This is a genomic window from Autumnicola patrickiae, assembly GCF_031846525.1.
GTDB lineage: Bacteria > Bacteroidota > Bacteroidia > Flavobacteriales > Flavobacteriaceae > Autumnicola > Autumnicola patrickiae.
This window is the reverse complement of sequence record NZ_JAVRHM010000002.1, coordinates 71,855-94,858: the sequence shown is the minus strand read 5'-3', so window position 1 is coordinate 94,858 and position 23,004 is coordinate 71,855. Positions and strand designations below refer to the sequence as shown.

General features: G+C 37.6%; 19 protein-coding genes. 15 read left to right on the top strand and 4 right to left on the bottom strand.

Annotated features, from left to right (window positions below):
* Positions 1-9: 9 nt before the first annotated feature.
* On the top strand, positions 10-939 hold the full coding sequence (locus RM549_RS03175) for an alpha/beta hydrolase (RefSeq protein WP_311681028.1): 930 nt from the start codon (positions 10-12) through the stop codon (positions 937-939).
* A gap of 947 nt (positions 940-1,886) precedes the next feature.
* Here the strand turns inward: RM549_RS03175 and RM549_RS03170 are convergent.
* A complete protein-coding gene (locus RM549_RS03170; RefSeq protein ID WP_311681021.1) occupies positions 1,887-5,921 on the bottom strand; it encodes a hybrid sensor histidine kinase/response regulator transcription factor in 4,035 nt (1,344 codons plus the stop codon).
* A 698-nt stretch (positions 5,922-6,619) separates the two neighbouring features.
* Between RM549_RS03170 and RM549_RS03165 the strand changes: the two genes are divergently transcribed.
* Entirely contained in the window at positions 6,620-8,536 is a 1,917-nt protein-coding gene (locus RM549_RS03165; protein ID WP_311681014.1) for an alpha/beta hydrolase-fold protein, read from the top strand.
* 109 nt (positions 8,537-8,645) lie between these two features.
* Here the strand turns inward: RM549_RS03165 and RM549_RS19510 are convergent, their stop codons facing one another.
* The 3 genes from RM549_RS19510 to RM549_RS03155 all read right to left on the bottom strand — a co-directional run bounded on the left by RM549_RS19510 (position 8,646) and on the right by RM549_RS03155 (position 11,703).
* Positions 8,646-8,834: an ATP-binding protein gene (locus RM549_RS19510; protein WP_432264694.1), complete on the bottom strand. Its 189-nt coding sequence runs from the start codon at positions 8,832-8,834 to the stop codon at positions 8,646-8,648.
* Between the two features lie 295 nt (positions 8,835-9,129).
* Entirely contained in the window at positions 9,130-9,795 is a 666-nt protein-coding gene (locus RM549_RS03160; RefSeq protein ID WP_311681011.1) for a helix-turn-helix transcriptional regulator, read from the bottom strand.
* Between the two features lie 9 nt (positions 9,796-9,804).
* Positions 9,805-11,703, bottom strand: a complete 1,899-nt coding sequence (locus RM549_RS03155; protein WP_311681006.1) for an ATP-binding protein — start codon at positions 11,701-11,703, stop codon at positions 9,805-9,807.
* Between the two features lie 549 nt (positions 11,704-12,252).
* On the opposite strand from RM549_RS03155, the gene RM549_RS03150 reads away from it, so the two are divergent.
* The 13 genes from RM549_RS03150 (at position 12,253) to recD (ending at position 22,905) form a co-directional block, all read left to right on the top strand.
* Entirely contained in the window at positions 12,253-12,828 is a 576-nt protein-coding gene (locus tag RM549_RS03150) for a hypothetical protein (protein WP_311681000.1), read from the top strand.
* A gap of 6 nt (positions 12,829-12,834) precedes the next feature.
* Positions 12,835-13,104, top strand: a complete 270-nt coding sequence (locus RM549_RS03145) for a hypothetical protein (RefSeq protein ID WP_311680994.1) — start codon at positions 12,835-12,837, stop codon at positions 13,102-13,104.
* A 209-nt stretch (positions 13,105-13,313) separates the two neighbouring features.
* On the top strand, positions 13,314-13,703 hold the full coding sequence (locus RM549_RS03140) for a hypothetical protein (RefSeq protein ID WP_311680987.1): 390 nt from the start codon (positions 13,314-13,316) through the stop codon (positions 13,701-13,703).
* Positions 13,700-14,125: a hypothetical protein gene (locus RM549_RS03135; RefSeq protein WP_311680980.1), complete on the top strand. Its 426-nt coding sequence runs from the start codon at positions 13,700-13,702 to the stop codon at positions 14,123-14,125. Before RM549_RS03140 ends, RM549_RS03135 begins: the two co-directional genes overlap by 4 nt.
* Positions 14,126-14,370: 245 nt before the next feature.
* Positions 14,371-15,051 (top strand): hypothetical protein, encoded by a 681-nt coding sequence (locus RM549_RS03130; RefSeq protein WP_311680972.1) that lies wholly within the window; start codon positions 14,371-14,373, stop codon positions 15,049-15,051.
* A 26-nt stretch (positions 15,052-15,077) separates the two neighbouring features.
* Positions 15,078-15,287 (top strand): DUF6140 family protein, encoded by a 210-nt coding sequence (locus RM549_RS03125; RefSeq protein WP_311680966.1) that lies wholly within the window; start codon positions 15,078-15,080, stop codon positions 15,285-15,287.
* Between the two features lie 9 nt (positions 15,288-15,296).
* On the top strand, positions 15,297-15,524 hold the full coding sequence (locus RM549_RS03120) for a hypothetical protein (protein ID WP_311680959.1): 228 nt from the start codon (positions 15,297-15,299) through the stop codon (positions 15,522-15,524).
* An 84-nt stretch (positions 15,525-15,608) separates the two neighbouring features.
* Positions 15,609-15,854, top strand: a complete 246-nt coding sequence (locus RM549_RS03115) for a hypothetical protein (protein ID WP_311680952.1) — start codon at positions 15,609-15,611, stop codon at positions 15,852-15,854.
* Positions 15,855-15,988: 134 nt separating this feature from the next.
* A complete protein-coding gene (locus RM549_RS03110; RefSeq protein WP_311680946.1) occupies positions 15,989-16,399 on the top strand; it encodes a YkvA family protein in 411 nt (136 codons plus the stop codon).
* Positions 16,400-16,447: 48 nt separating this feature from the next.
* Positions 16,448-16,891: a hypothetical protein gene (locus tag RM549_RS03105; protein WP_311680944.1), complete on the top strand. Its 444-nt coding sequence runs from the start codon at positions 16,448-16,450 to the stop codon at positions 16,889-16,891.
* 57 nt (positions 16,892-16,948) lie between these two features.
* Entirely contained in the window at positions 16,949-19,174 is a 2,226-nt protein-coding gene (locus RM549_RS03100; protein WP_311681649.1) for a dynamin family protein, read from the top strand.
* 3 nt (positions 19,175-19,177) lie between these two features.
* A complete protein-coding gene (locus RM549_RS03095) occupies positions 19,178-20,881 on the top strand; it encodes a LeoA/HP0731 family dynamin-like GTPase (protein ID WP_311680938.1) in 1,704 nt (567 codons plus the stop codon).
* 224 nt (positions 20,882-21,105) lie between these two features.
* The gene (gene recD / locus RM549_RS03090) at positions 21,106-22,905 is read left to right on the top strand and encodes an exodeoxyribonuclease V subunit alpha (RefSeq protein WP_311680922.1); all 1,800 of its coding nucleotides are present in this window, start codon (positions 21,106-21,108) and stop codon (positions 22,903-22,905) included.
* Positions 22,906-23,004: the final 99 nt, after the last annotated feature.

Genomic DNA, 23,004 nt, shown 5'->3' with positions numbered 1-23,004 from the left:
AACTGTATTATGGTAGCTAGATCAATTTTTTGGACATTTTTATTTGTTTTTACCGCAACAAGTTGGGCGCAGGATGGAACAATTTATCCTCTTGAAGCCCCTGATGAGCCTAATGCAATTCCGCTGGGAACGGGTGGTGTTGAAGATCAGCCAGCTGAAGAGACCTGGTTCCGCCAATGGGGCGATCCGATGGCACGGAATATCACCACTGCGACACTTACTCCCTTTTTGCCAGACCCGGAGAAAGCAACCGGTACAACGGTTATTGTGGCTCCGGGCGGTGGTTTTAGGTGGCTTTCAATGGGGAACGAAGGTTGGGAGGTAGCAGAGGCACTTGCCAAGCAGGGAATCACTGCATTTGTGTTAAAGTACCGGCTCCACCCAACTCCTGAGTCGCTTGATGAGTTCAGGACCTCCATGGAAAGACTTCCCATGCCTCCCAATGATGCTTCAGATAATGAGCAGAATACCCCACCTCAACGTCCGCGATCTAACCTTACTAACCAGCTGGAAGATGCCGAGGCTGCCTACGCCTTAATTGTAGAGCGTGCAGAGGAGTGGGGTGTGGACACCACCAACATTGGCATGATCGGCTTTTCGGCCGGTGCCGGACTTACAATGCATTCAACTTTAAATTCCGAAACGATGGATTTGGCTTTTATAGGTCCAATCTACGGTGGTCTGAATGCAGTAGAGGTGCCGGAAAATGCTCCTCCTATGTTCAATGTTATTGCTGCAGATGATTTTCTCTTCCACGGGGAATTTGGACTGATAGAATCCTGGCATAAAGCCGGCGTACCTGTTGAGTTTCACCTGTACCAGAACGGCGGCCATGGTTTCGGACTCGGAAATCCTGATCGTACCAGTAATCGCTGGTTCGACGCCTTTATTCACTGGCTTGAGGTTAACAAGTTCCTCAAAGTTGCCTCCGAGGAGTGATTCTTCTTTTATGTCCTAAAATTAAAGAGCTTAATTGATCCTATCTAATTAAGCTCTTTTTTAATAATTACAATATGGTTTTCTGCTGCACCTTCTGATTTTTAAACCTTCGACCTGTCGGCAACATTTCTTTAGAACCAGCTATCTCAAATTTTAATTTCATTTTTAACCTATTCATACCCCTTGTCTTGTTTAAGTTTTTCACTGTCAGGTCTGGCAACAGTTTCACCTCCACATAGCGGGGAAAAAGATTGATACGCCCATCCATTAAATAGGTTTTATGCCAATATTGCGATGGTAGAAACTCAAGATGGAAGCCTGCTTTTCCTCTAAGTTCTGTGGGAACGGGTTCAGGTAAACAGATTTCAAAACCTTGGTCCTTAGCACTAACGACTACTGTTGATTTGAAGTGGAAATCTTCATATGGTAAAACAGATTCAATGCTATTTGTGGCAGGATCTACTGTTCATGTAGGAATATTGGATACAAGATTCCATTGCTTCGGAGTGTTGGAAAGCCTAACAGCACCGCCTTGAGCGGTCCTAACACCTGGCGGAACAGTTCAATACCGGTTGTTTTCTCATCGTTAAAACCTCCGGGAAAAAGATTGTTGTAAACAAGAACGTTAACAGCATGTTGTTCAAAATATTTCTGGTCCATTAAATTTGAGTTCCTGACACCAGGAATTTCTGGATATCGCAAGCAGTAGCACTGCTAAAAATAACAAATTTCATTTTTCCTGTTGAGTTAAATAATTCCTGTAAACAGCATTTAATCCTTATACGAAACCTCGTTTGTTCCTTCACCAATATGAGTTTTATAAAATCTCCAGGCTTCGCAACATTTCTTCCCAATTCCAGTCCTGCAATATTATCTGCCTGGAAGCCGAATCATATGTTCTGGCACAATTATATAGATGAAAATATATTCATCTATTATTGTTCTTTTCATTTTATCTCTTTGTCTAAATGATCCTCTCTATATTGTGTTGGGGTAACACCATAAAATTCTTTAAAACTAGTTGAAAATTTAGATACACTGGAGAAGCCGGTAGCATATGCCACTTCGGAAACAGAAATATTTTTTGAAACCAATAGTTCGCTAGCTTGATTTAAGCGTATATTTCTTATAAGTTCCCGGGCAGATTGATTTGTTAGTTGCTTTAGTTTTCTGTACAGATGTACCCGGCTAATTCCTAATTCCTGTGCGATCATTTCAACATTTAGATCTGTGCTATTTAAATTTTCGCTGACCACATCCATGAAACGCTGAATCAACTTCTCATCAGCAGACTTCATTTGAACCTTTTCAATTTTATCATTATGTGTTTGATGGCCCCCGAAGGAATTTTTGAGAATTTTTCTATTTCTAACGAGGCTCTTTATAGTCTTTTTAAGAATTTCAATATTAAAAGGTTTTGCCAGGTAAGCATCTGCACCTATATCTAGTCCCTTTAATTTTGTTTCATCATCTGTTTTACCTGTCAATAAAATTATTGGAATGTGATTTAGCTTAATATTATTTTTGACTTTTCTGCAAAATTTAATGCCATTCATCTGGGGCATTACTATATCACTTACAATCAGATCGGGATTTTCTTTTAAAGCTATTGGCAAGGCTGCTTTACCATTAGATGCGGAAATTATATTGTATTGTAACTGTAATTCCTGACAGATATAATTTCTAACGTCCTGGTTATCATCTATGACCATTATTGTAGGTTTGTTTTTGTTGTTCGTATGTGAATCGCCTTCATCTTTTAAATTTTTAGAGATTAATTTCTTCTTTTCTGGTTTAAAAGTTTCCTTTTGTTCCACTTTGTGTTCAATTTCTTCTGGCTTAAGGTGTTTTCTACCTAAAGGTATACTTATAATAAATTTACAACCAACTCCAGTTCTGTTGTTTCTGGCGTAGATAGTTCCATAGTGTAATTTGGCAATAGATCTGGTAAGATGAAGGCCTATGCCGGTGCCTTCAGAACGACTTAATTTATTGTTGACCTGATAAAAACGTTCAAATATTTTCTCTATTTCACTCTCATTTATTCCAACTCCATCGTCTTTGACTATGATATGAAAATATTTAGTGCCAGATTGAGCTGCAGCTATACCCAAATTTTTAGTAGTAATAAGTATTTTAATCAGACCATTTTCTGGAGAAAATTTTACGGCATTAGAAAGTACGTTTTGTATGATCTTGTCGAAATGTTTAGGATCTATCCAAACATTAAGTTCCTCAACTTCTGAGCAAAATTTAACGCGGAGGTTCTTTTCGTTAACCTGATCTTCAAAAAGGGAATAAATATCTTGTATAAAAGAGATCAGCTCTACTTGGCGAAATTTTAATTCAATTTGACCTTTATCCAATTTTCTGGCATCGATTAATTGGTCGATCAATTGCAAGATACGGTCAGAATTCCGCTGCATTATCCGGTAACTTTTCTGTCTTTTATCATTGTCATCAGTAAGAATTAATTTTTTTAAGGGATTTGTAATGAGGGAAATAGGTGTTTTAATGTCATGAGAGATGTTCGTTAAAAATTGTAGCTTCGCTTCATTAATTTCCTTTGCCTGCTTATAATCCTGAAGCCTTTTCCTGGTTTTTTGACGCTGACGAATTTGATGAAGGATGAAGTAACAGAAGATGATAAGGAGAAACGTATAAAGAAATTTCATCCACATGGAGAAATACCAAGGAGGATGAACGATAATACCTAATCTTCTAATGTCCGATAAATAACCTTGATCATCAGCTCTAACCTCAAAAGAATAGTAGTTAGGTTGGAGGTCACTAAAAGTGACATTATTAACACCAGGTTGTAATTTAATCCACTCTCCACCATCAAATCTATACAAAAATTTTACTCTTTCAGGATTGTCAAATTTCAAGGAAGAAAATTCGATGCTAAAATCATTATCCTTATGTGATAAATGGAAGGTATCGGCATCAATTACAGCTTTTTCGACAATATCATAACTTCCAGACTTCATCCCTTTTTTCACAGTTTTATCCTGAAGATAAAATCCGGTTATTTCTACATTTGGATTAATTCGTTGTTCTACTATTTCACTGGGGTCAAAGTAGGTCACCCCATTTGTACTGCCAAAGTATAATTGCTCCTCGGAAGCATAAGAAGCATTCTTGAGAAATTCATTGCCTTGAAGACCGTCATTAAAAAAATAATTAAAAAACTTATTTTTCTTCGGAATGAATTTACAAATGCCATGGCTGGTACTAATCCATAAATTGTTGTCTTTATCACTGACAATAGAGCTTATTATATTACTCGGGAGACCATCCTCAGTCGTGTATTTTCTTTTAATTTCTTCTCCTTCTGGTTTAAGAAAAAGACCTTCTGATGTTCCAATCCAGAGATTTTTCTCCTTATCCTCAAAGAGTGAATAAACAATTTTTCCCCGTAAGAAATCATTGATGCCTTGTTCTGTCACATAACTATAAGTCTTTAAATTTAGGATACTAAGACCATCAAAAGTGCCTATATATAGTTTTTCGCTTTCAGAAAAAAGGAGACAATTAATCCATTCGTTATGCAGAGCATTTTTTTGTCCACCATTATTGATAACATTGTGGTTCTTTACTTCATTAGAAGTTAGATTAAGGGAAAAAAGACCAGAACCCATTGTACCAATCCAAAGACGATCATCATTGTCTTCTGTCAAACTGAAAACCCGGTTGACATGATATTTTTTTTCATCCCTTAGACCCTCAACAAAATCAAATTGGTTCTTTTCTTTATCAAGTTTGGCTAATCCATTTAGATAAGTTCCGATCCATAAATTATTTTTAGAATCCTCAAAAATACACATGATAGTAGAAGCATTTCCTGAGTCCTTTGTATCATTTAAGTAATGATATTTCTTTTTCATCCGGGGAGAAATTCCATATAAACCATCGCCATCTGTTCCTACCCATAAAGTTTCGTCTTCATCTTTAAATACTGACATCACGGTACTGGAACCGATAATGTTATTTTTAATAGACTGATATCCTATATAATTAAAATTGTTTTTTCTTGCAGGGATCAGCATAACCCCCTTGTGATAAAGACCAAGCCATAGATTTCCTACTTTGTCTTCAATAATTGAATGCACTTTAGCCTTAGAGAAATTGTAATTTGGGAAATTAATATTTGTTTCGTTCATCTCCTGTTGAGAAGGGAAGAAGGTCTTTAAGCCCTCTCCATCAGTGCCAATTAAGATCTTGTCTTCTTTTGATAAGTGTAGGGATGTAATAGATATATTTTCGGTTGATGAAATAGGAACAAAATTATCGGAAGCTTTATCGTACTTCAGAAGACCGTGAATAAAGCTTCCTACCATAATATTTTGATCGGCGTCCTGAATTATAGTGGATATATTGTTTTGATATTTCTCATTAAAGAGATATTGCCTGACTCGGTTTCTTGAATCAATTTTAAAAATTCCCTGATCTTGAGTTATAATCCATAGATTTTCTTCATTATCTTCAAAAAGTTTTAAAATAAATGGACTTGAAATTAAATTTGGTAGGTTGTGGGCTGCAGGTGCTGAGCCTGAATAGTTAATTTCGAAGATTCCTTCGCCAGATGTTCCTACAAGAACATCACCATTTTTCCTTTCTAGCATACACAATACATGTGCGTTAAAGGGATCATTATTCTCCAGTAATAAAGGGATTTCTTTAAAATCTTCCGTGGCGTGATCATAAATTTGAAGCCCGTTAAAAAACCCAAAATAAAGTCTATTCTTGCTGTCCTCGAAAACTTCCTTTACATAATTATTTAATAGGGATTTGGAATCCTCATGATTTTGTTTGAAAATGGTAAACTTTGAGCCGTCATATCTGTTAAGACCATCTTCTGTGGCTATCCAGATAAATCCTTTACTATCTTGATGTACGTCATTTACAAGGCTGCTGGATAATTGAGAATCGGTTGAAAATAACCTGCCCGACTGAGCTGCTGTCAATGAAGGACAGAGCATTAGTACTATAATTAACTCTTTTAATTTCAAAGTTTTTAAATGAATTAGAAAAGATTAAAAATTGGAGCCGAAAGAATAAATAAAGATTCTAATATAATTGTAAGAATAGTATTGTGTAAACTAATGGTGTAAGTGACCACAAGTATATTAAATTAGTCGGAATTCCGCAATTTTATGGGGTAAAAAATAAGAATTTGTCAATCTTTTATTTTCTGATTTTCACATTTTAAGGGAGGTGCTTTATAATAGTGAGATTTAATTACGACTTGTTTTTTGCAATTTCCTCTACTTTCAAATTCGCTAATTTAATTCAGTAAAAATAATTACTTAAAGTTGATTAGGTTTTAAATATAGATAAATCTATACTCAGCTTTTAAGAGCTTTAAATATTTTAAATTTGAATTAACTACAGGAGAAAACCCACCAATCGTCAATAATTTCTACCTATTTAGTTCTAAATGTAACCTGGTGAAATGAACGTGTAACAAATCAGCGCTTTCATTTATAAACATTCGAATATCTTTGTAAAAGAGAGGTTCATCAAAACCTGGTTTTTTCTATTGATTTTAGTAACGCTGAAGCAAATCATCTCTGTATGAGAAAAAGTAGTTGAGCTGACTCCCTGAGTTATTCTCGACGGTAAAATTCAGAAGAAGGTCTTTTATTGATTTCCACTTTGGCTTAATTATATTGAATTTATGAGAAAAATTGTTTCTTTGTTATCTTTAATCTTGATAATCGGCACCTCCACCTGGGCCCAGGAAATTGCTTTAAAAGCACCTCCGGGTTTCGATAATGAAAAACCAGGGATTCCCAAAGGCAAAATTGACACAATTTCCTATGCTTCTAAAACAGTTGGTAATACTCGCCAAGCATTAATTTATACTCCACCAGGTTTTTCAAGAGAGAAGAAGTATCCTGTATTGTACCTTCTTCACGGTATTGGTGGTGATAAAAAAGAATGGCTCAATGGTGCCGATCCGCAGGTAATTCTGGATAACCTTTATGCCGAAAATAAGCTCCAGCCAATGCTGGTGGTAATGCCTAACGGCAGAACTATGAAAGACGACCGTCCTGTAGGTAATATCTTTTCACCAGACAAGATCGAAGCTTTTAATCGCTTTGAGCGTGACCTGTTGGACGATTTAATTCCTTTTGTAGAAGAGACCTTTCCTGTGCTTAAAAATCGCGAAAACAGGGCTATTGCCGGTCTGTCAATGGGAGGTGGCCAGTCATTGAACTTTGGTTTGGGCAATCTGGACAAGTTTGCATGGGTGGGAGCCTTTTCAGCTGCACCCAATACTAAACAACCTGAATTGCTCTTGCCTAAGCCTAAAGAAGCAGAAGAGAAACTTGAGTTGCTCTTTATCTCTTGTGGCGATAAAGACAACCTCGTTTATATTAGTCAGCGCACCCATGACTATCTTTTTCAGCACGAAATACCTCATGTTTACTATCTGGAACCCGGTACTCACGATTTTAAGGTTTGGAAAAATGGTCTATACATGTTTAGCCAGTTTTTATTTAAACCGGTTGACAAGTCTTCTTTTTCAAAATATACGGTGCTTGGAACTCCGGCTTCCACCAATATTAGATCTGCAGCTTATCCCCAGATTCTTCCGGACAATCGTGTTATTTTCCAGATCAATGCACCAGAGGCAGAGAAGGTTCAAATCGATTTAGGACGTAAGTACGATATGAAAAAAGATAGTAGCGGCACATGGTCGGTTACTACGGATTCCATTGGCCGTGGCTTTCATTATTACTCTCTGGTTATAGACGATGTAGCTGTGGCCGATCCGGGAAGCGAAACATTTTACGGAATGGGTCGTATGGCGAGCGGAATCGAAATTCCTAACAGGGACGGGGATTTTTATTCCGTAAAGGAAGTACCTCATGGAGATGTCGGGATAAGGCGTTATTTCTCTGATGTAACGAACAGCTGGCGCAGAATGTACGTTTATGCTCCTCCGGGATATGACGCTTCGAGTGATAAGGAATATCCTGTACTCTATCTTTTGCATGGTGGAGGTGAGGATGAGCGCGGCTGGTCCACTCAGGGGCGTGCAGACCTGATATTGGATAATCTCATTGCCGATAAGAAAGCTGAATCAATGCTGATAGTGATGATGGATGGAAATCTAGGATCCGGGGCTTCTTTCTCTCAATCCCTTCAAACTTTCGAGCGGGAGCTGAAACAGGCTGTAATACCTTTTGTAGAGAATATTTACCGCGTGGCACCTGGTGCCAAAAACCGGGCTCTTGCCGGGCTTTCTATGGGAGGGCTTCAAACTTTATATGCAGGTGTTCGTAATACAGATATGTTTGCCCATCTGGGAGTTTTTAGCTCAGGCTGGTTTGCAAACAACCCTGAACTTACTGAACCGGAATATGCTTTTATGAAGGAAAATGCTTCAACAATTAATAATAATCTCAAATCTTTCTGGATCTCCATGGGAGGCGAGGAAGATATAGCTTTTAATAATAGTAAAGCAATGTTAGCAAAATTCGACGAAATGGGAATAGACTATGACTACAGTGAATATCCAGGCGGACATACATGGCCTGTATGGCGCCACAATCTGTTTTCTTTTGCCCCGCTGCTATTTAAATAAAACGGCTGATTCGGAAATGATATTTACTTATTATAATTGATTTCACTTGAACTGAAAGTTTAAAATAACCTAACAAAAGCAAACTCTTTACAGGAATTGAGAATACAGTTTATGCCGCTTCCCCATTGCTCAATAAGCCATAAATTCTTTTAAAAATATTGGAGAATACCCGATTTCGGCTTTCACTGCGGCCTTTAAAATTTTTTTCTATCGTAATATTGTTAGGTGAGCTTCCGGGAGAGAGAATATTTACCATATCATCATAAACTTCAACTTTTATATCACGGCTACAATTCAAATAGTCCCGGTGAATTACGAATTGCCACTTCCTAATTACATTTTTGAAGCTTATAATGTCACAAGTCTTTCCAAAGGTCGAAAAATAATGGTTAGCAAATTATTGGTCCCTCTTGAACAAATTTTAACAGTCGGAGGAGTTTTGCCAAGCAGTAATTCAGGAATTAATTCCATTTGTTCCTCTATAATATTACCTTTAGAAAATAATTTTTTAAAAAGGCATAAAAGAAATATGCCAGCCTTTTTCGGTAAGAATCGACCCTACTCAATTTAACCTCCAAAGGTCTGGCATATTATTATATTAACTTCAAATCCTGCATAATATATATAAGATGAGGATTGGTGTTTGCGCTAAAATCTTCCCGTAAACTTTTTAGCCTTTTTTCAATAGCACTTTTACTATTGGGTTTAATATTCTGACTTTTCAGTTTTTCCTGAATTTCGTCCTGAGAAAGGCCGTTTGCTAGATACTTTACAATATTTATTTCAAAATCGTTTAAAGTTAACAGGTTGTTTTTATTCAAAATCTTTTCAATCGAAGGAGAGTTATAGGTTTCACCTTTATCTAAATGTAGGATTGCTTCCTTTAATTCTTTTAGTCCGTGGCGATCTTTACACACATAAGCTTCTATATTTCCAGAATCCCATAAATCCCTTACGGTTTGCGGATGATCTTCTATTGAATTTACCAGGATCTTGAGGACTGGATTTTCAGATTTAAGGATGGCTATAAGTTCTTTTCCAGATTTGATCTTTTCTTCCCGGTGATCCTCCTTGAATGAGAGATCACAGATAAGTAGATCGAAAGGCTTTTCTTCCTGAGAGGCTTTTTTGACTAAAAGCCAGGCCTTGTCGCAATACTGCGCATGTGCAACTTCAGGAATATTTAATTCTTCTAAAACAGATGCAACGGCATGGTTGATACTGTCCATATCTTCTGCTACTAATACTTTTTTAAACATGCCTGAATACTATATTGGTATCTGGATTAAAATTTTCAATCCCTTTTCCTGTTCGGTTTCAAAATTAAGTTTTCCTTTTATAGAAAAAATACGGTTTTCCATATTTTGGATTCCATTGCCCGATTTTAAACTTTCCTTTGAAAGACCAATTCCATTATCAGAATATTGGATCTTTAGTAAATTCTTTTCTTCAGAAAAGATTATCGCCACTAAACTGGCTTGGCTGTGTTTATTCATGTTGATCATCATTTCCTGTAAAACCCTGTATAAGATGATCTTTTTCTCGGGACTAAGTTTACTCCAATTGATACTTTCTTCACCACGCAAAATAAGTCGGGTATTTTCTGAAAGGGCAGAACTAAGAGTAGATATTAAGTGAGGCAGGTAATTTTCTCCCACCGGAATACTGCTGTTCTCTCTGGAAATGTTGCGTGTTCGCTTGTAAATATGATCTAGTTTATTCATGATGTCATTGGATGCAATTTCCTGCATTCCGCTCATTACATTATATACATCGTTAGCCAATTCATCGTGGATCTTTTTAGAAATCCTGGTCTCAGTGAGATGGGTTTCCTGAATTTTTTCTTTTTCGTGGCGTTGTTTTAAATAATAAAATCCGAACCCGCTGCTTACCAGAATCAGCAATCCACCAAGAGAAAGAATTATGGTTTGACTTTTTAATTCTTCAGATTCCAGTTGTTGCTTGAAGGATTCAGCCTGGAGATCATCAATTTCCTTCTGTTTTTGTTCCTCATCAAGTTTGATCTTGGCAAAGAAATTCTTAGCCTTTAATTCAGCTGTTTTTAGACTGTCGTTTAAATGAAGGTATCTTCTGATGTATTTCTCAGACTCCCTTGGTTCTACCATGCCAAGAAGACTTTCCAGAGCATTTAATTCTGAAGTTTTACTGTCATTTTTTCTGGCGGCCTCCAGTGACAGGACGGCATATTCTTTGGCCTGGGCCCAATCCTTATTTAAGTAATAATCTGAAAGATGGTTGTAACTAGAGGTCAGGCCTTTTAAATCATTATTTTTCAACCTCATTTCCAGCGACTTTCTAAGAGCAACTAACACATTAGCTGTTGAATCCTTGAGCCATTCGGTGTAGGCAAGATTATCTATAAACCTGGCGTGCGATTCCTTATCAGCATATTCACTTTTGGAATTGATCAATTTGAGGTAATCAATTGCTTTGCTGAAGTCGCCATTGTCTCTATATGCCAGGGCCATATTATTTAAAAAGGAAAGGCTGTCTCCAGTCGAGGTTGAATATTTTAAACCGGATTCGTAATTTGCTATTGCATCCTGGTAAAAGCCACGTTCACGATTTGCAATACCAATTTGGTTTAGAGCACTGCCTATATAAGATGAGTCCTTAGTCTTCTGTAAAAGGCTTAATGCGAGGGTAGCATTTTCCTGACTTCCTGTATAATCTGACATACTGCTCTGGGCATTCGCCATTTCCAGTGATCTTTTTCCAGCTCTCAGGCTATCTCCTATACTTAAATATAGGTTTCGGGATTTAAAGGCATTTCTGAATTGCTCCTTATGATTATTTAAATACTGATGGATTACTGCTTTACGGTAGTATCCTAAAGCTTCAAAATAGGTGTTTTCATTAATCCTGGCCTGTCTGATCATTTTTTCCGAATAAGCCATGGAACTATCGTATTTCTTAAGTTTATTATACGAGTAGATGATCCCATCCAAAAGGTAGTACTCTATAGTATCGTTAGTTATTTTTCCTGATCTAAGGCCTTCTTTAAAATGAACCAGCATTTTGGAAGGTTCCTTAGCATTAAGAGCTTGTTGAAAATATGCTTCTGCTGAATCTTCTTTAATTCCGGGAGGGTTGTTTTTCGTGCTTTTGCTACAACCAAGAATGATCAGAAATAGTATCGGCAGCATTAGAAAATATTGGGGCGACTTCATAGGTGCGAAAATAGAAAATGCTACTAAGAAAATCCTAACTATTAAACAAGCTTGGAATTTTTTTTTAACTGCCTGTTTATGATAATAGCTTTTGGTTCTATGCCTGAATGGTGAATTTTGAGGTATTTATGTTAGAACAATAATTCAGCCTGCCGGGGACAGTTTTTGACGATTTAAATTTTCAACTTTCAAAAAAGAAAAGTACATGACAATCGAACAATTTTTTGGAAGTCTTTGACCTTAACAGAGTTTATTTCAGAAATGCTGCTGAGTAATGGTCGTTCCCATGATTATGGCACATTGGAGGAATTCATTTATCTTGCTGTTACTTCAGGAGAGGTGCGAGGTGAGAGGCAATACGTAGTGGCACTACATGGGATCTGCAAAAATATCTTGTCTTTCCGATTCCATTTCTCCAATAATTTTAAGACGACATTAATTGTCGTTAGGCTGGCATAGGTTTGTAAATCTAACAGGGCTGAGAAATGCCTCGTAAAGTCTAATTTCAAAAATAATAGTATGCCAATGCCAAATAATGGCTTCAAATGGAGGCCTAATGATAATTCTGCCACAACCAATCTGCGTTATACTCTTGAGGCAGAAAAGTGGATGAAGGCAGTTTCTTCGGCACAAGGAAAGGCCCGGCCAAGGTCTATCTGGCGTGATTTGGGAATGATCAGTATGCTTTTCGAATTGGTGTTTTCGGTCATTTTATTGATCCTTCTGGGCCTGCTGCAGCTAATTACAGCTTTAATCCGTTTTGTAGAGACAAATATTCAGAATAAATCAGGATCGGGCAAAGAGCAGGTAAGGGAAAAAAGTGAACCCGAAAATATAGAAGAGCATAAACCAGATGTAGTCTGGAACATAAAGAAAGAGAAGAGATATCCATCAGGCTTACAGTTAATCTTTTGGAATAGCTGGGGAGAGGTAAGGGAGATCTGGAGGTTTCTTTTAATGTTCGTGTTCATTTTTGCCTGTGTGATCTCCGTCTTTTATCTGCTTAGCTTTTGGAGCTCCGGGCAGGTGCATATTGGTATGGGTGGTTATCTGGTTGCAGGTGCTATAAGTTTATGGAATGCTTTTATAGGTTCTGAATAATCGATTATGGATCGTAAAAAGCTGATTACAAAAGTATTATTTCTGTTTCTGATTCTTAGCCTGACATCCTGTGCTCCCGCAGGTGTAACGGAGAATGAGTATGGTTTTTTTGCAGGGATTTGGCATGGTTTCATTCTTACTTTTTCTTTAATAGGACGTTTTATTTTTGGGTATGATATCGGTTTATGGGCAGAAACCAACAGTGGAGTTTTATACTACACAGGCTGGATTATTGGAATTTTAATTATAGGCATAATTTCTTTAGGAAAGCTATAACGTAAATATGGAAACAGAGGTTTTTCTGAAAAATCCTTCGATCTTAAGATTGGAAATCGAATACAAAGGAAAATCAAAACTTTTTTCAAGGCTCTCCATCTTTAGGCGGAAGGATATTCAAAAGTTGAAGATGATCTGGGAGATAAAATTTATTACCGACGACGAGTTTTGGCGCTTTTGAGTCCTAATCTTGAATAAACGAAAACAATATGACACCCGAAGATTTTTCCAACCGGCCTGTTGCTTTTACCGAGTTTGTTGCAGAAATACTGCTGAACAAAGGCTGTTCCCTTGATTTTGGAGTAGCAAAAGGACTTGATTTTCTAAGTGCTACTTCTAAAGATCCTCCTTTGGAAAAGCAATATGTGGTAGCATTGCGAGATGAGGAGGTAAGAGGAAGCCTGCTTTCGGTACTAAAGTTTACAAAAGAAAACCCGGAAAAGAAAATTTTTATCTGTGTCCTGAATCTTGGAGATAAGCAATTCCTGGAGCGTGTTCTGCTTCCACGTACACAAAATGTGGAAATTTGTCTGTTACCGCTGTTAGAAAGGTACAGTTTCTATAAAAAGGATTTTGAATCGAGAAAAAGTAAAATATGACAAAGCTGTTCCTCCTATCGATCCTTTTGATGATCCCGATCAGTGCTGTGAGCCAGGCTGTTCATCTGCAAAACAGGTATGGTAAAAAAGTCTTTTTCCTCGAGAATAACAGCATTAAGCGTGAAAATCGCTATGGTGAAAATTTATATCATTGGGATGGGGAGACTATCAGGCAAAAGAACAGGTACGGAGAAAAACTATATCATATTTCCGGAAACGAGGTAAGGTATAAGAACCGCTACGGAGACAAACTATACTTCTTTGACGGTCACACAATAAGAGCAAAAAACCGCTTTGGCAGAAAGTTGTACTTCCTTGATGGTAGGGTGTTGAGGGAGGAAGACAAGTACGGCGAAGCGGTCTTTTATTTTGAAGGTATTCCTGAAAAGTGGATGATTATCACAGTTATTGGATATTTATAGGTGGAAATTTTTAAAAAAGCTATACCGTGAAGATGAAAGTTTTATAAGATTATTAACATATTGATTTTTAATTGGTAAGAGTTGTTTTTAGAAAGCCATGTCTCCCATAAAGCAGCAATGCCGCAGCATTACAAATCATAAAATTTCGCACGATTACGGATTTTCTTTTTTTTCCTACAATCTGATTCTATATATTTAACAGGATTTTAAGCCCCTACACTTAAGATCACATAACCAGATCAACCATGAAACCTACTTTCTATTCGGAAGTATCTGAGGGGGCTTATCATTTGCATCAACAAATTCTCGCAGCCGCGGGAAAGCATCCTGAGATAACAACATTGTATAAAGGCTGTCAGCTGCTGTTCAGTCCGCTGCTGCAGCGGCCTAAGATCCTATTGATCGGCTTTAATCCCGGGGGAGGCTACTATAAGCACCACGGATCCATAGTCGAGAATTTGGAGCCTATGCAGGCCATGGAATACTACCTGAACCGGCACATCCTGGGAGAGCAGACAAAAGAGCTCTTCCGGCAGGCGGGCAGGGAAGAGCATTTGCAGCATGCCACGGTAAAAACCAACTTTTACTATTGGGCAACAGATAATGTCGCCGATTTCAACCGACTCCTGAAACTTCTTCCCGAAGAACTCAGCCGAGAGATTTTTCATTTCGCCCGAGTGTGGACGAAGCAGTTAATTGATGGTCTTCGACCGGAGATGATCATGGCGGAGGGGTTCAAGGCTTATGATGAGATCGCTGTTCTGTTCCCACAGAAACTGCAGGAGGAGAGCTCAGGATCTATGAGATCATTTATAACTCCAGAAGGGGTGAAGGTTCTGGGGTATAAGAGGAATCAGGGAAGTATTGTGGGGAAGGAGTTAATTGCCAATGCAATTAACTCTTTGTCATTAACCACGAAAGGCTAAAAACGAGATTAAGAGCACTAAAAAATATGGCAACATTTGAAATAAAAACCAAACACTGCATAAATGTCAAAGGAGAATATATAGATGGCGGACTGGCTGTACAAATAAGCTCAATGTTTGCAAATCCTCTGGATGAAAAAGAGAAAGTTTATAATGCATTCATGAGAGTACATGGTGTGGATCTAAAGACAGAAGGGTATTTGAATACGGGATATTTGGAGTATAGAGCAATTTAATTTGGATGTATGGGACAATTAGATGATTTAAAAAAGCACACCAACAAACTTATCGATGAAGTGGAATCTGACACTGACCATAGTAGAAGTCAATCCTTTTTAGAAGATTTTTGGGCAACCAGGGAAAAATTACAGGAGGCCAGGGATACCACTTATGGAGAAGAGAAGAGTTCTTTTAGTGAGCTTTTAAACCTCCTCAACCGTAACGCTGAAGAAAACGATTTGGAGCCTTATTAATATTAATTAAAGCATCAACAGTGAAGGATGTGGAGAGATCAAATGCAAAATCAGATAAAAGTGGAAATGAACTTTAAAAAGGTAATGAAAATAGGACTATTCCTGTTTCTAATTCTTAGTCTAACCTCTTGTGCCCCTGCAGGTCCAACGGAGTCTGAATATGGTTTTTTTGGGGGGCTATGGCATGGCTTTATTATAACTTTTTCACTAATAGGTTACCTGATCTTTGAAATAGGAATATTCGCAGAGACCAACACCGGTTTTACCTATTATTTAGGATGCGGAATTGGGATGCTAATTATGAGTATAATTTCTTTAGGGAAGTTATAGCTCAGAGAATTGATTCTTACGCTAAGCATTTTAGGCTTTCAGAAAAACCATAAATTCTGGCTAGAGCAGCCTTATATCTATATATCTATTATTACAACATAGTAAAACGACCATTAATTAATAATTACAATATAATGCTTGAATATGTCCCAACTCTAATTTCAAAATTTTCAGGAAAACAGCCACAAAAGGAGTTCTACAAGTGGCAAAAAATGTTTAGGGAAGAAGACGGAGAAAAGATCTTAAGTCAAGAAGAATATTTTTTTAGAATACCCCAGAAAAGTTCAAATTCAAAAAAGGTTGAAGACCTAAAAGATTTTTTTTTGTTATTCAAGGATTTCTACAAGGGATTTTACAAAGATGTAGCATTACTAACAATAGCTTCTATCGGAGGATATTTTTTGTATGTGTTGCGTCCAGTAGTGTTCACCCCTATTCCTCCTAATGTTTTTTCTGGATATTTAAAGGATGCGGCCTTTTTTGAAATTTGTCTAGATATTGTTAAGGAGGATCTGGAGAAATATAGAGAGTGGAAAAAAGCATAACCAGTTGAAGTTTAACGGATTCAGAGGAAACTAACATTACAAACTGGAATGATAAATAAAAACAGGCCATACCGGAGAATAGAAATAGATAAGGAATTTGCAAAAGCAAAACGATCGATGCACGCAGCTGCACTGGCAAGAGGAAAAGCCAAAGGATTTGAACAAGCACATTACCAGGATATTTATACCGGCAAAGTATTATTGGGGGGTGATCCTTATGATTATGAACATATTAGATCTTCTGAAGAAATTCACAGCAGATATAAATCCGTTTTAACCGATGAGCAAATTGCTCTGGTGGTAAATTGTTCGGAAAATATTGGAGTTACACTTTCATCTATAAATAAATCGAAAGGTAAAGGCAGAATGGAAGATTGGTTGAGCAATCCAACTAATATTGAAGTTAACGGAATCGATTTAAAATTAACATTGGCTAATTTAAAGAAAGCAGATGCTGGAATTGAAGGTCTGGTGAAAATACTCACAACGTAATCATCAACAAGAATTGAATTTTAAAAAAGATGAGAAAATATAACCTAATTGAAAAAAATGGGATACGGCGAAAATAATATTATAGAGACACTTAAAGATAAGAGGAAGAATAATTCAAGCTATCGAAATGTCTATTCGAGCCTTATTGATAATGTTGATGAAGTACTGAACGACATTTCTAATGTTGAGATACAGCATATTGATGTAAAAAAAGTAAATGACGAAGTACACTCCGATTTACAATACTTGAGAAATGAATTTGTTCAAAAACTTATAAAGTTAGATGAAAATGCGGTTTGGGATAAGTTCACTATTGCATTTTTTGGCGAAACAAACGCTGGTAAAAGTACAATAATAGAGGCCCTAAGAATTTCAATGCTTGAAGATAAGAAGATTGAAAACAATGAACTAAAAAAATCCATAGACTCCAAAATTCTCGAGTTGAAACAAGAATCTGAAGAAATTAAATCCTCTATTAGAGAGTTAAAGCTTAATCAAGCCAAAGAAAAAACCTCTCAGTTGGAGCAAATAAAAGAAAAGGCAAAAAGATTGCAAAATACTTTTTGGGCAAATGGACTAGATGTTTTCAGGTCTTGGTTTGGCTTACCTCCTGTTCTCTTTTTTGAACAAAAAATCAAGTTGTTGGAAAATGAAATTTATAAACTGGATTCAGAAGATCCAGAACAGGATAGTAGAGTGGCGAATATAGTTTCCAAGGCAAGCGAATTGAAAAAAGAAAGGGAGCAATTCTTTGATGGGGAAATAATAGGGACTGGAGTGCAAGATTTCACTCAATTCTGTATTGAGTATCAATTCAATCAAGAAGAAGAACCTTTTACATTAATTGATGTGCCAGGTATTGAAGGAAATGAGGGTAAATATGAAAAAATGATAATGGAGGCTGTCTCAAAAGCACATTGCGTTTTTTATGTGTGCTCGGCAGGGAAATTACCAGAAAGTGGAACGATAGCTAAAATAAAAAAATATTTAAAGGAGCAAACTGAAGTATATTTTTTATTGAACGAGAGGAAAAACACATACACTTATGACGACGTCGTAACTTTTGAAGCAATGCATCCTGGTGCAGAAGACTTCAGGAAAAACATTTCTAACCAAATGCAAAATGAGTTAGGAGATTTTTATAAGGGTTGTTATTCTTTACAAGGCTTAATGGCTTTTTGTTCAAAAGGAGAAATACCTCAGAAAGAAAGGAATTTTAAGTTTCAGAAAAAGCTTCTGGATAAATTTGAAACACCTGAGAAACTTTACTCTATTTCACAATTAGAAAAAGTTGAAACTTTGATTAGGTTTCAGTTGACTGAAATGGAAAGAAAAATCATTAATGCAAATATTCAAAAAGCAGTTTGTGCTGCAAATGATTTTCAAGAGAAAATCCAAGAAATACGCAATTCAAGATATAGTGATGAATTTGTTCAAAATATTGATAAAGAGATTACGGTAGCGAAGGATAAAAACGACAACAGTCAGAGGGAATTAAAGAATGAACTAACCCGAATTTTAAACAAATTATCGAAATCCGCAGTAGAAAATCTTCGTGAAAAACTATACGATCTAATAGATAAAAAAGGGGAAAGTCTTTATAGATTAAATACTTCTGATAGATCAAAAGCTCGTCTGATCAAGAATCAAGAAAAACGTATAAAATTTATTGCAGGCTGTTATGGCAATTATGTTTTAGAAGAATTATCGAAAGAATATACGGATTCTACACAAAAAACATGTGATTCATTTACACGTGAGGTAAAAGAGAATGTGGAAAAAATGCAAAGTAACATCAAGAAAATTGCATCGGTTAGAATTACCGGTTTTGAAAATAGAACTGTTGGTGACTTTAATACGTCATTTAATTTTCAGTGGAGTAAATTTGGAGGGATTGTAATCTCTGTGGCAGGAATGGCAATGAGTGGAGCTGCTTTAGGTTCTGCTATACCAGGAATAGGAAACTTAATTGGGGCAGCTGTTGGAGCTATTCTGGGTGCTCTTTTTAATGTTGTTAGGTTCTTCTTGGATAAAGAAACTCCGGAATCAAAAGCTAAGAAACAGGTGGATGAAAAATTAAGAAATTTGCAAGCCGAAATCAAATCAAGATTGGATGCTTCAAATAAAAATATCATTGATGATTGTCAGAAGAATATAATTAATGAGGTTAGGACGATGCTAGATTACAACCTAAAGGGGATTAAGGCAATACAATCTGTATTAGAAGCAAAAACAGATCAGCTAGAAATATTAATTAAAGAAGTTAAAACCCAAAAAAAATAAAAAATGGAGCCATTAAATAGCTTTCTTGAGCAAAAACAACAAATAATATCCAATCTCGAAAAAACGCTGAAATGGGTAAGAGAAGGTAAACTACTAAACGTAGATGTCGAAGACACTGAAAAGAAGATTTTAAAAGTAATTGAGGGGGTGAAATCTGAAAAAATAAAAGTTGCATTGGTAGGGGCTTTTTCAGAAGGTAAGACAACAGTTGCCGCCAGTTGGTTAGGGAAGATAAAAGAAAATATGAAGATAGATCCGTTGGAATCCTCAGACAGTTTAGAAATTTATCGTCCAGAAGGTTTTGAAGATAATTGCGAAATTGTCGATACCCCGGGGCTATTTGGTTCAAAAGAAAAGGTAGCTGAGGATTCAGCTGTACTTAAATATGCAGAAATAACCAAAAAGTATGTTTCCGAAGCACATCTTATATTATATGTTTTAAATCCGGTTAATTCTATAAAAGATAGCCATACCGAAACCATAAAGTGGTTATTTCGAGATTTAAAAAAGTTGAATAATACTATTTTTATTATAAATCGTATTGATGACGTTTGCGACATAGAAGATGATGAAGACTATGAACATCAGTTTGCAATAAAAAAGAATGCAGTAATTGATAAATTAAAAACCGTAATTGGATTGACTTTAGAAGAGGAAGATCAATTAAAGATTATAGGTATTTCTGCGAATCCATTTGATAGAGGTGTGGTAAATTGGTTCAAAAATGAAGATGTATATCTAAAACTTTCCCGAATCAATAAACTTAGGGAGTTGACAGAATCATTTTTAAAAAGTTCCAAAGAGAATCTTATTAAAGCACAATCTTTAAGTGTTATATCAGAGTCAATATCAAAACAATCCAGACAAGCTGATGAAATTTTTACTTTTTATGAACAACAACTTAAAACCAGAGATGAATCCCTGGCTGAAATTGATAAACAGATTTCGAAAACCAAATCTAAATTCAAGGAAAACAGAATTAACTTAAAGGCGGAAGTGATTTCTTATTTTGATGGAATGCTATTGCAGGTGAAATCGACAGATTTAGAAACGTATGAAGACTTTTTCATCCGAAACATTGGACAGGATGGCATAAACCTGGAATCTGAAGTGAATTCTTTTTTTGATAGATATGCCGAGAGTACTAAATCATCAATAGTAGCATTGAATAACAAAATTACTGCTGAATTTGATTTCAGAGATTCCTTAGATAAATCGTTTTTACAATCACAGGCAAAAATGGGCTTTAATGCTTTATCTAAATTAGGAATAAATAACACTACTGTTTTGGCTTCCAGAGATATACTGAGGGGAGGATTAGGTAAAATTGGTATTGATTCAGCAATGAAATTCAAGCCTTGGGGAGCTGTTAAATTCGCCAAAGGCCTGAATGGTGCTTTAGCCGGAATCGGTGTGGCTTTTGAGGTATGGGAAACTTGGGATTTGCATCGAAAAAACAAAAAGCTGGAAGAGTCGAAAACTGAAATAGTAGCCTATTTAAATCAATATAAAAAGCACCTTTTATCAATTGTTAATGACGATGAATCCTATATAAAAAACTTTGCCCCGGCTTTCGAAAACACCTTAAAAAGTCAGGAATCTTTAAGAGCAGAAGCCGGCGAATTTATGGACAAGGCAAAGAAAATAAAGGAATGGTATGACAAGGCAAGTTATATTACTACTGTCGATTATGAAGAAGTTGCGTAGTTGAACAAATTTACATTACAAAGGATCATTAAAAAAAGTTTCAATAAGATCGAATATGTTCCGGTACTGTTTCGGCAGGAAAAATGTTAAAGTAATTCCTGTATTCGTTTTTCTCTGACTATTAGGGAGTTCTTTTGTGGCAGTTTGAACATTTTGAAGCTCCTGAAAGACTCCTTTTTATAGCCTTTTCGACGTGAATTATCTGCTGTAAAAAATTTTCTAATATGAAATCACCCCCCCACCACCACTTCGCCTCCTTCTTCAAGGAACAAAAAGACTTGCAACCCTTCGCCTACGCCGTTTCCCGGCAGCTGGCCCAGGGCAGTGTCTGCCTGGACCTAAAAGAGAAACCATCAGCGGATGAATTGTTCGAAGGCTTTCAGGAGGACCCAATGGACCTTGACCTGCAAGAGGCAGTTGAAAAACTGGCACAGAGCGATCTTGTGTATAAGCAAACTCCTGAGAACGGGGAAGGGAAGATCAACCTCCCCTTTGCCCTGGCCGGAAACAACTTCTATATCACGCGCTACTACAACTACGAGACTCAGATCATAGAAGGCATTAAAAGCCTCATCTCAAAAGGACAGGAAGAACGGCAGGGAAGGCTGAGGAAACTTAAAGAGTCCTCTCAGTTCGAAAAACTTATCGCAGGCAGGGAAACCTCAAAGGAGGTGGGGACGGACTGGCAGCTATTGGCTGCGGCCATGGCCTTTCTCAATAACTTCAGCATCATTACCGGAGGACCGGGGACGGGAAAGACCACTACCGTGGCCAAGATCCTGAGCCTGCTGTATGAGGAGAACCCTGATCTGGACGTAAAGCTGGCGGCTCCGACCGGGAAAGCGGCCATGAGAATGAAAGAAGCCCTGAAGGACAATGCGCAGGTGCCGGAAGATTTCAGGGAGAGCATTGCTGCCCTGGAGCCTTTTACCCTGCACCGGCTTTTGGGACCTAAATACCAGTCGCCGTATTTCAGGCATGATGCAAAGAACAAACTGCAGGCAGATGTCATAATTGTCGACGAGGCTTCGATGATAGATGTGGCCCTGTTTGCGAAGCTTATCAGTGCTGTTAAGGAGGACACCCGGCTTATCGTCCTGGGGGACCAGAACCAGCTGGCTTCGGTGGAGGCGGGGAGTCTCCTGGGGGACCTGTGTAATTCTGTTAAGGATCGAAACCGATATAGTGCGGAGGTGCTGAGGGACCTGAAGGAATTGCTGCCGTTCTATGAACTTCAGGAGAACCGCGATGAAAGCGAACTCCTGCAGGATCATATCACCGAACTGCAGTTCTCCTATCGATTTCAGAAGCATCCGGAGATAGGGAGGCTCAGCAAAGCCATCATTATTAACAATGAAAAAGAACTGGGATCCTTTTATGAGAAAACTTATTCCAGCAAGGAGATAGAGATAGATCCTGAGTATGATCAGAAGCTCCTCCACGAGTTCATAGAAGGCTTCAGCGAGTACATAGAGGAAAAGGATATAGCAGAGGCCATCCGTAAGCTGAACAAGCTCAGGATCCTCGCTGTGATCCGTAGGGGGCAGCAGGGAGTAGAAGGGCTGAACGAGAAAGCCGAAAAGCACCTGAACAGAAAAGGCCTTCTCACAACGGGAAAAACTTTTTATAAGAACCGCCCGGTGATGGTCACAAAAAATCATCCCGACCTGAACCTGTTCAACGGTGATGTGGGGATCGTAAGACCGGCAGAGGACGATCCCGAAAAAATGAAGCTGTGGTTCCTCGATGAGAAGGGAGAAGCAAAGAGCTATCCCCCGGGACTGCTCACCGATGTGGAGACCGTCTTTGCCATGACCATCCACAAGAGCCAGGGCTCGGAATTCGACAGCGTGTTCATGGTCATGCCCAAAACAGAGGAGCTGGCCCTGCTTACCCGGGAGCTGCTCTATACCGGCATCACCCGGGCAAAGCAAAACCTGAAGATACAGGGCACAATAGAAGTATTGAAAACGGCAGCGAAGGCAATGGTGAAAAGGGCCTCCGGAGTAAGAGACCGGATATGATCCTGGAGGCCGCTTTTAGCACCGATCTTTCTCAAGAATATAAATAAAAGAGAAGGAACTGTTCCAAACCTTTTTCTGAAAAACCAACTAATCCACTGA

Bases quoted from the DNA above. Each gene is read 5' to 3' on its own strand.
- RM549_RS03175 (WP_311681028.1), top strand. From the start codon at position 10: ATGGTAGCTAGATCAATTTTTTGGACATTTTTATTTGTTTTTACCGCA.
- RM549_RS03170 (WP_311681021.1), bottom strand. From the start codon at position 5,921: ATGCTCTGTCCTTCATTGACAGCAGCTCAGTCGGGCAGGTTATTTTCA.
- RM549_RS03165 (WP_311681014.1), top strand. From the start codon at position 6,620: ATGAGAAAAATTGTTTCTTTGTTATCTTTAATCTTGATAATCGGCACC.
- RM549_RS03160 (WP_311681011.1), bottom strand. From the start codon at position 9,795: ATGTTTAAAAAAGTATTAGTAGCAGAAGATATGGACAGTATCAACCAT.
- RM549_RS03155 (WP_311681006.1), bottom strand. From the start codon at position 11,703: ATGCTGCCGATACTATTTCTGATCATTCTTGGTTGTAGCAAAAGCACG.
- RM549_RS03150 (WP_311681000.1), top strand. From the start codon at position 12,253: ATGCCAAATAATGGCTTCAAATGGAGGCCTAATGATAATTCTGCCACA.
- RM549_RS03145 (WP_311680994.1), top strand. From the start codon at position 12,835: ATGGATCGTAAAAAGCTGATTACAAAAGTATTATTTCTGTTTCTGATT.
- RM549_RS03140 (WP_311680987.1), top strand. From the start codon at position 13,314: ATGACACCCGAAGATTTTTCCAACCGGCCTGTTGCTTTTACCGAGTTT.
- RM549_RS03135 (WP_311680980.1), top strand. From the start codon at position 13,700: ATGACAAAGCTGTTCCTCCTATCGATCCTTTTGATGATCCCGATCAGT.
- RM549_RS03130 (WP_311680972.1), top strand. From the start codon at position 14,371: ATGAAACCTACTTTCTATTCGGAAGTATCTGAGGGGGCTTATCATTTG.
- RM549_RS03125 (WP_311680966.1), top strand. From the start codon at position 15,078: ATGGCAACATTTGAAATAAAAACCAAACACTGCATAAATGTCAAAGGA.
- RM549_RS03120 (WP_311680959.1), top strand. From the start codon at position 15,297: ATGGGACAATTAGATGATTTAAAAAAGCACACCAACAAACTTATCGAT.
- RM549_RS03115 (WP_311680952.1), top strand. From the start codon at position 15,609: ATGAAAATAGGACTATTCCTGTTTCTAATTCTTAGTCTAACCTCTTGT.
- RM549_RS03110 (WP_311680946.1), top strand. From the start codon at position 15,989: ATGCTTGAATATGTCCCAACTCTAATTTCAAAATTTTCAGGAAAACAG.
- RM549_RS03105 (WP_311680944.1), top strand. From the start codon at position 16,448: ATGATAAATAAAAACAGGCCATACCGGAGAATAGAAATAGATAAGGAA.
- RM549_RS03100 (WP_311681649.1), top strand. From the start codon at position 16,949: ATGGGATACGGCGAAAATAATATTATAGAGACACTTAAAGATAAGAGG.
- RM549_RS03095 (WP_311680938.1), top strand. From the start codon at position 19,178: ATGGAGCCATTAAATAGCTTTCTTGAGCAAAAACAACAAATAATATCC.
- recD (WP_311680922.1), top strand. From the start codon at position 21,106: ATGAAATCACCCCCCCACCACCACTTCGCCTCCTTCTTCAAGGAACAA.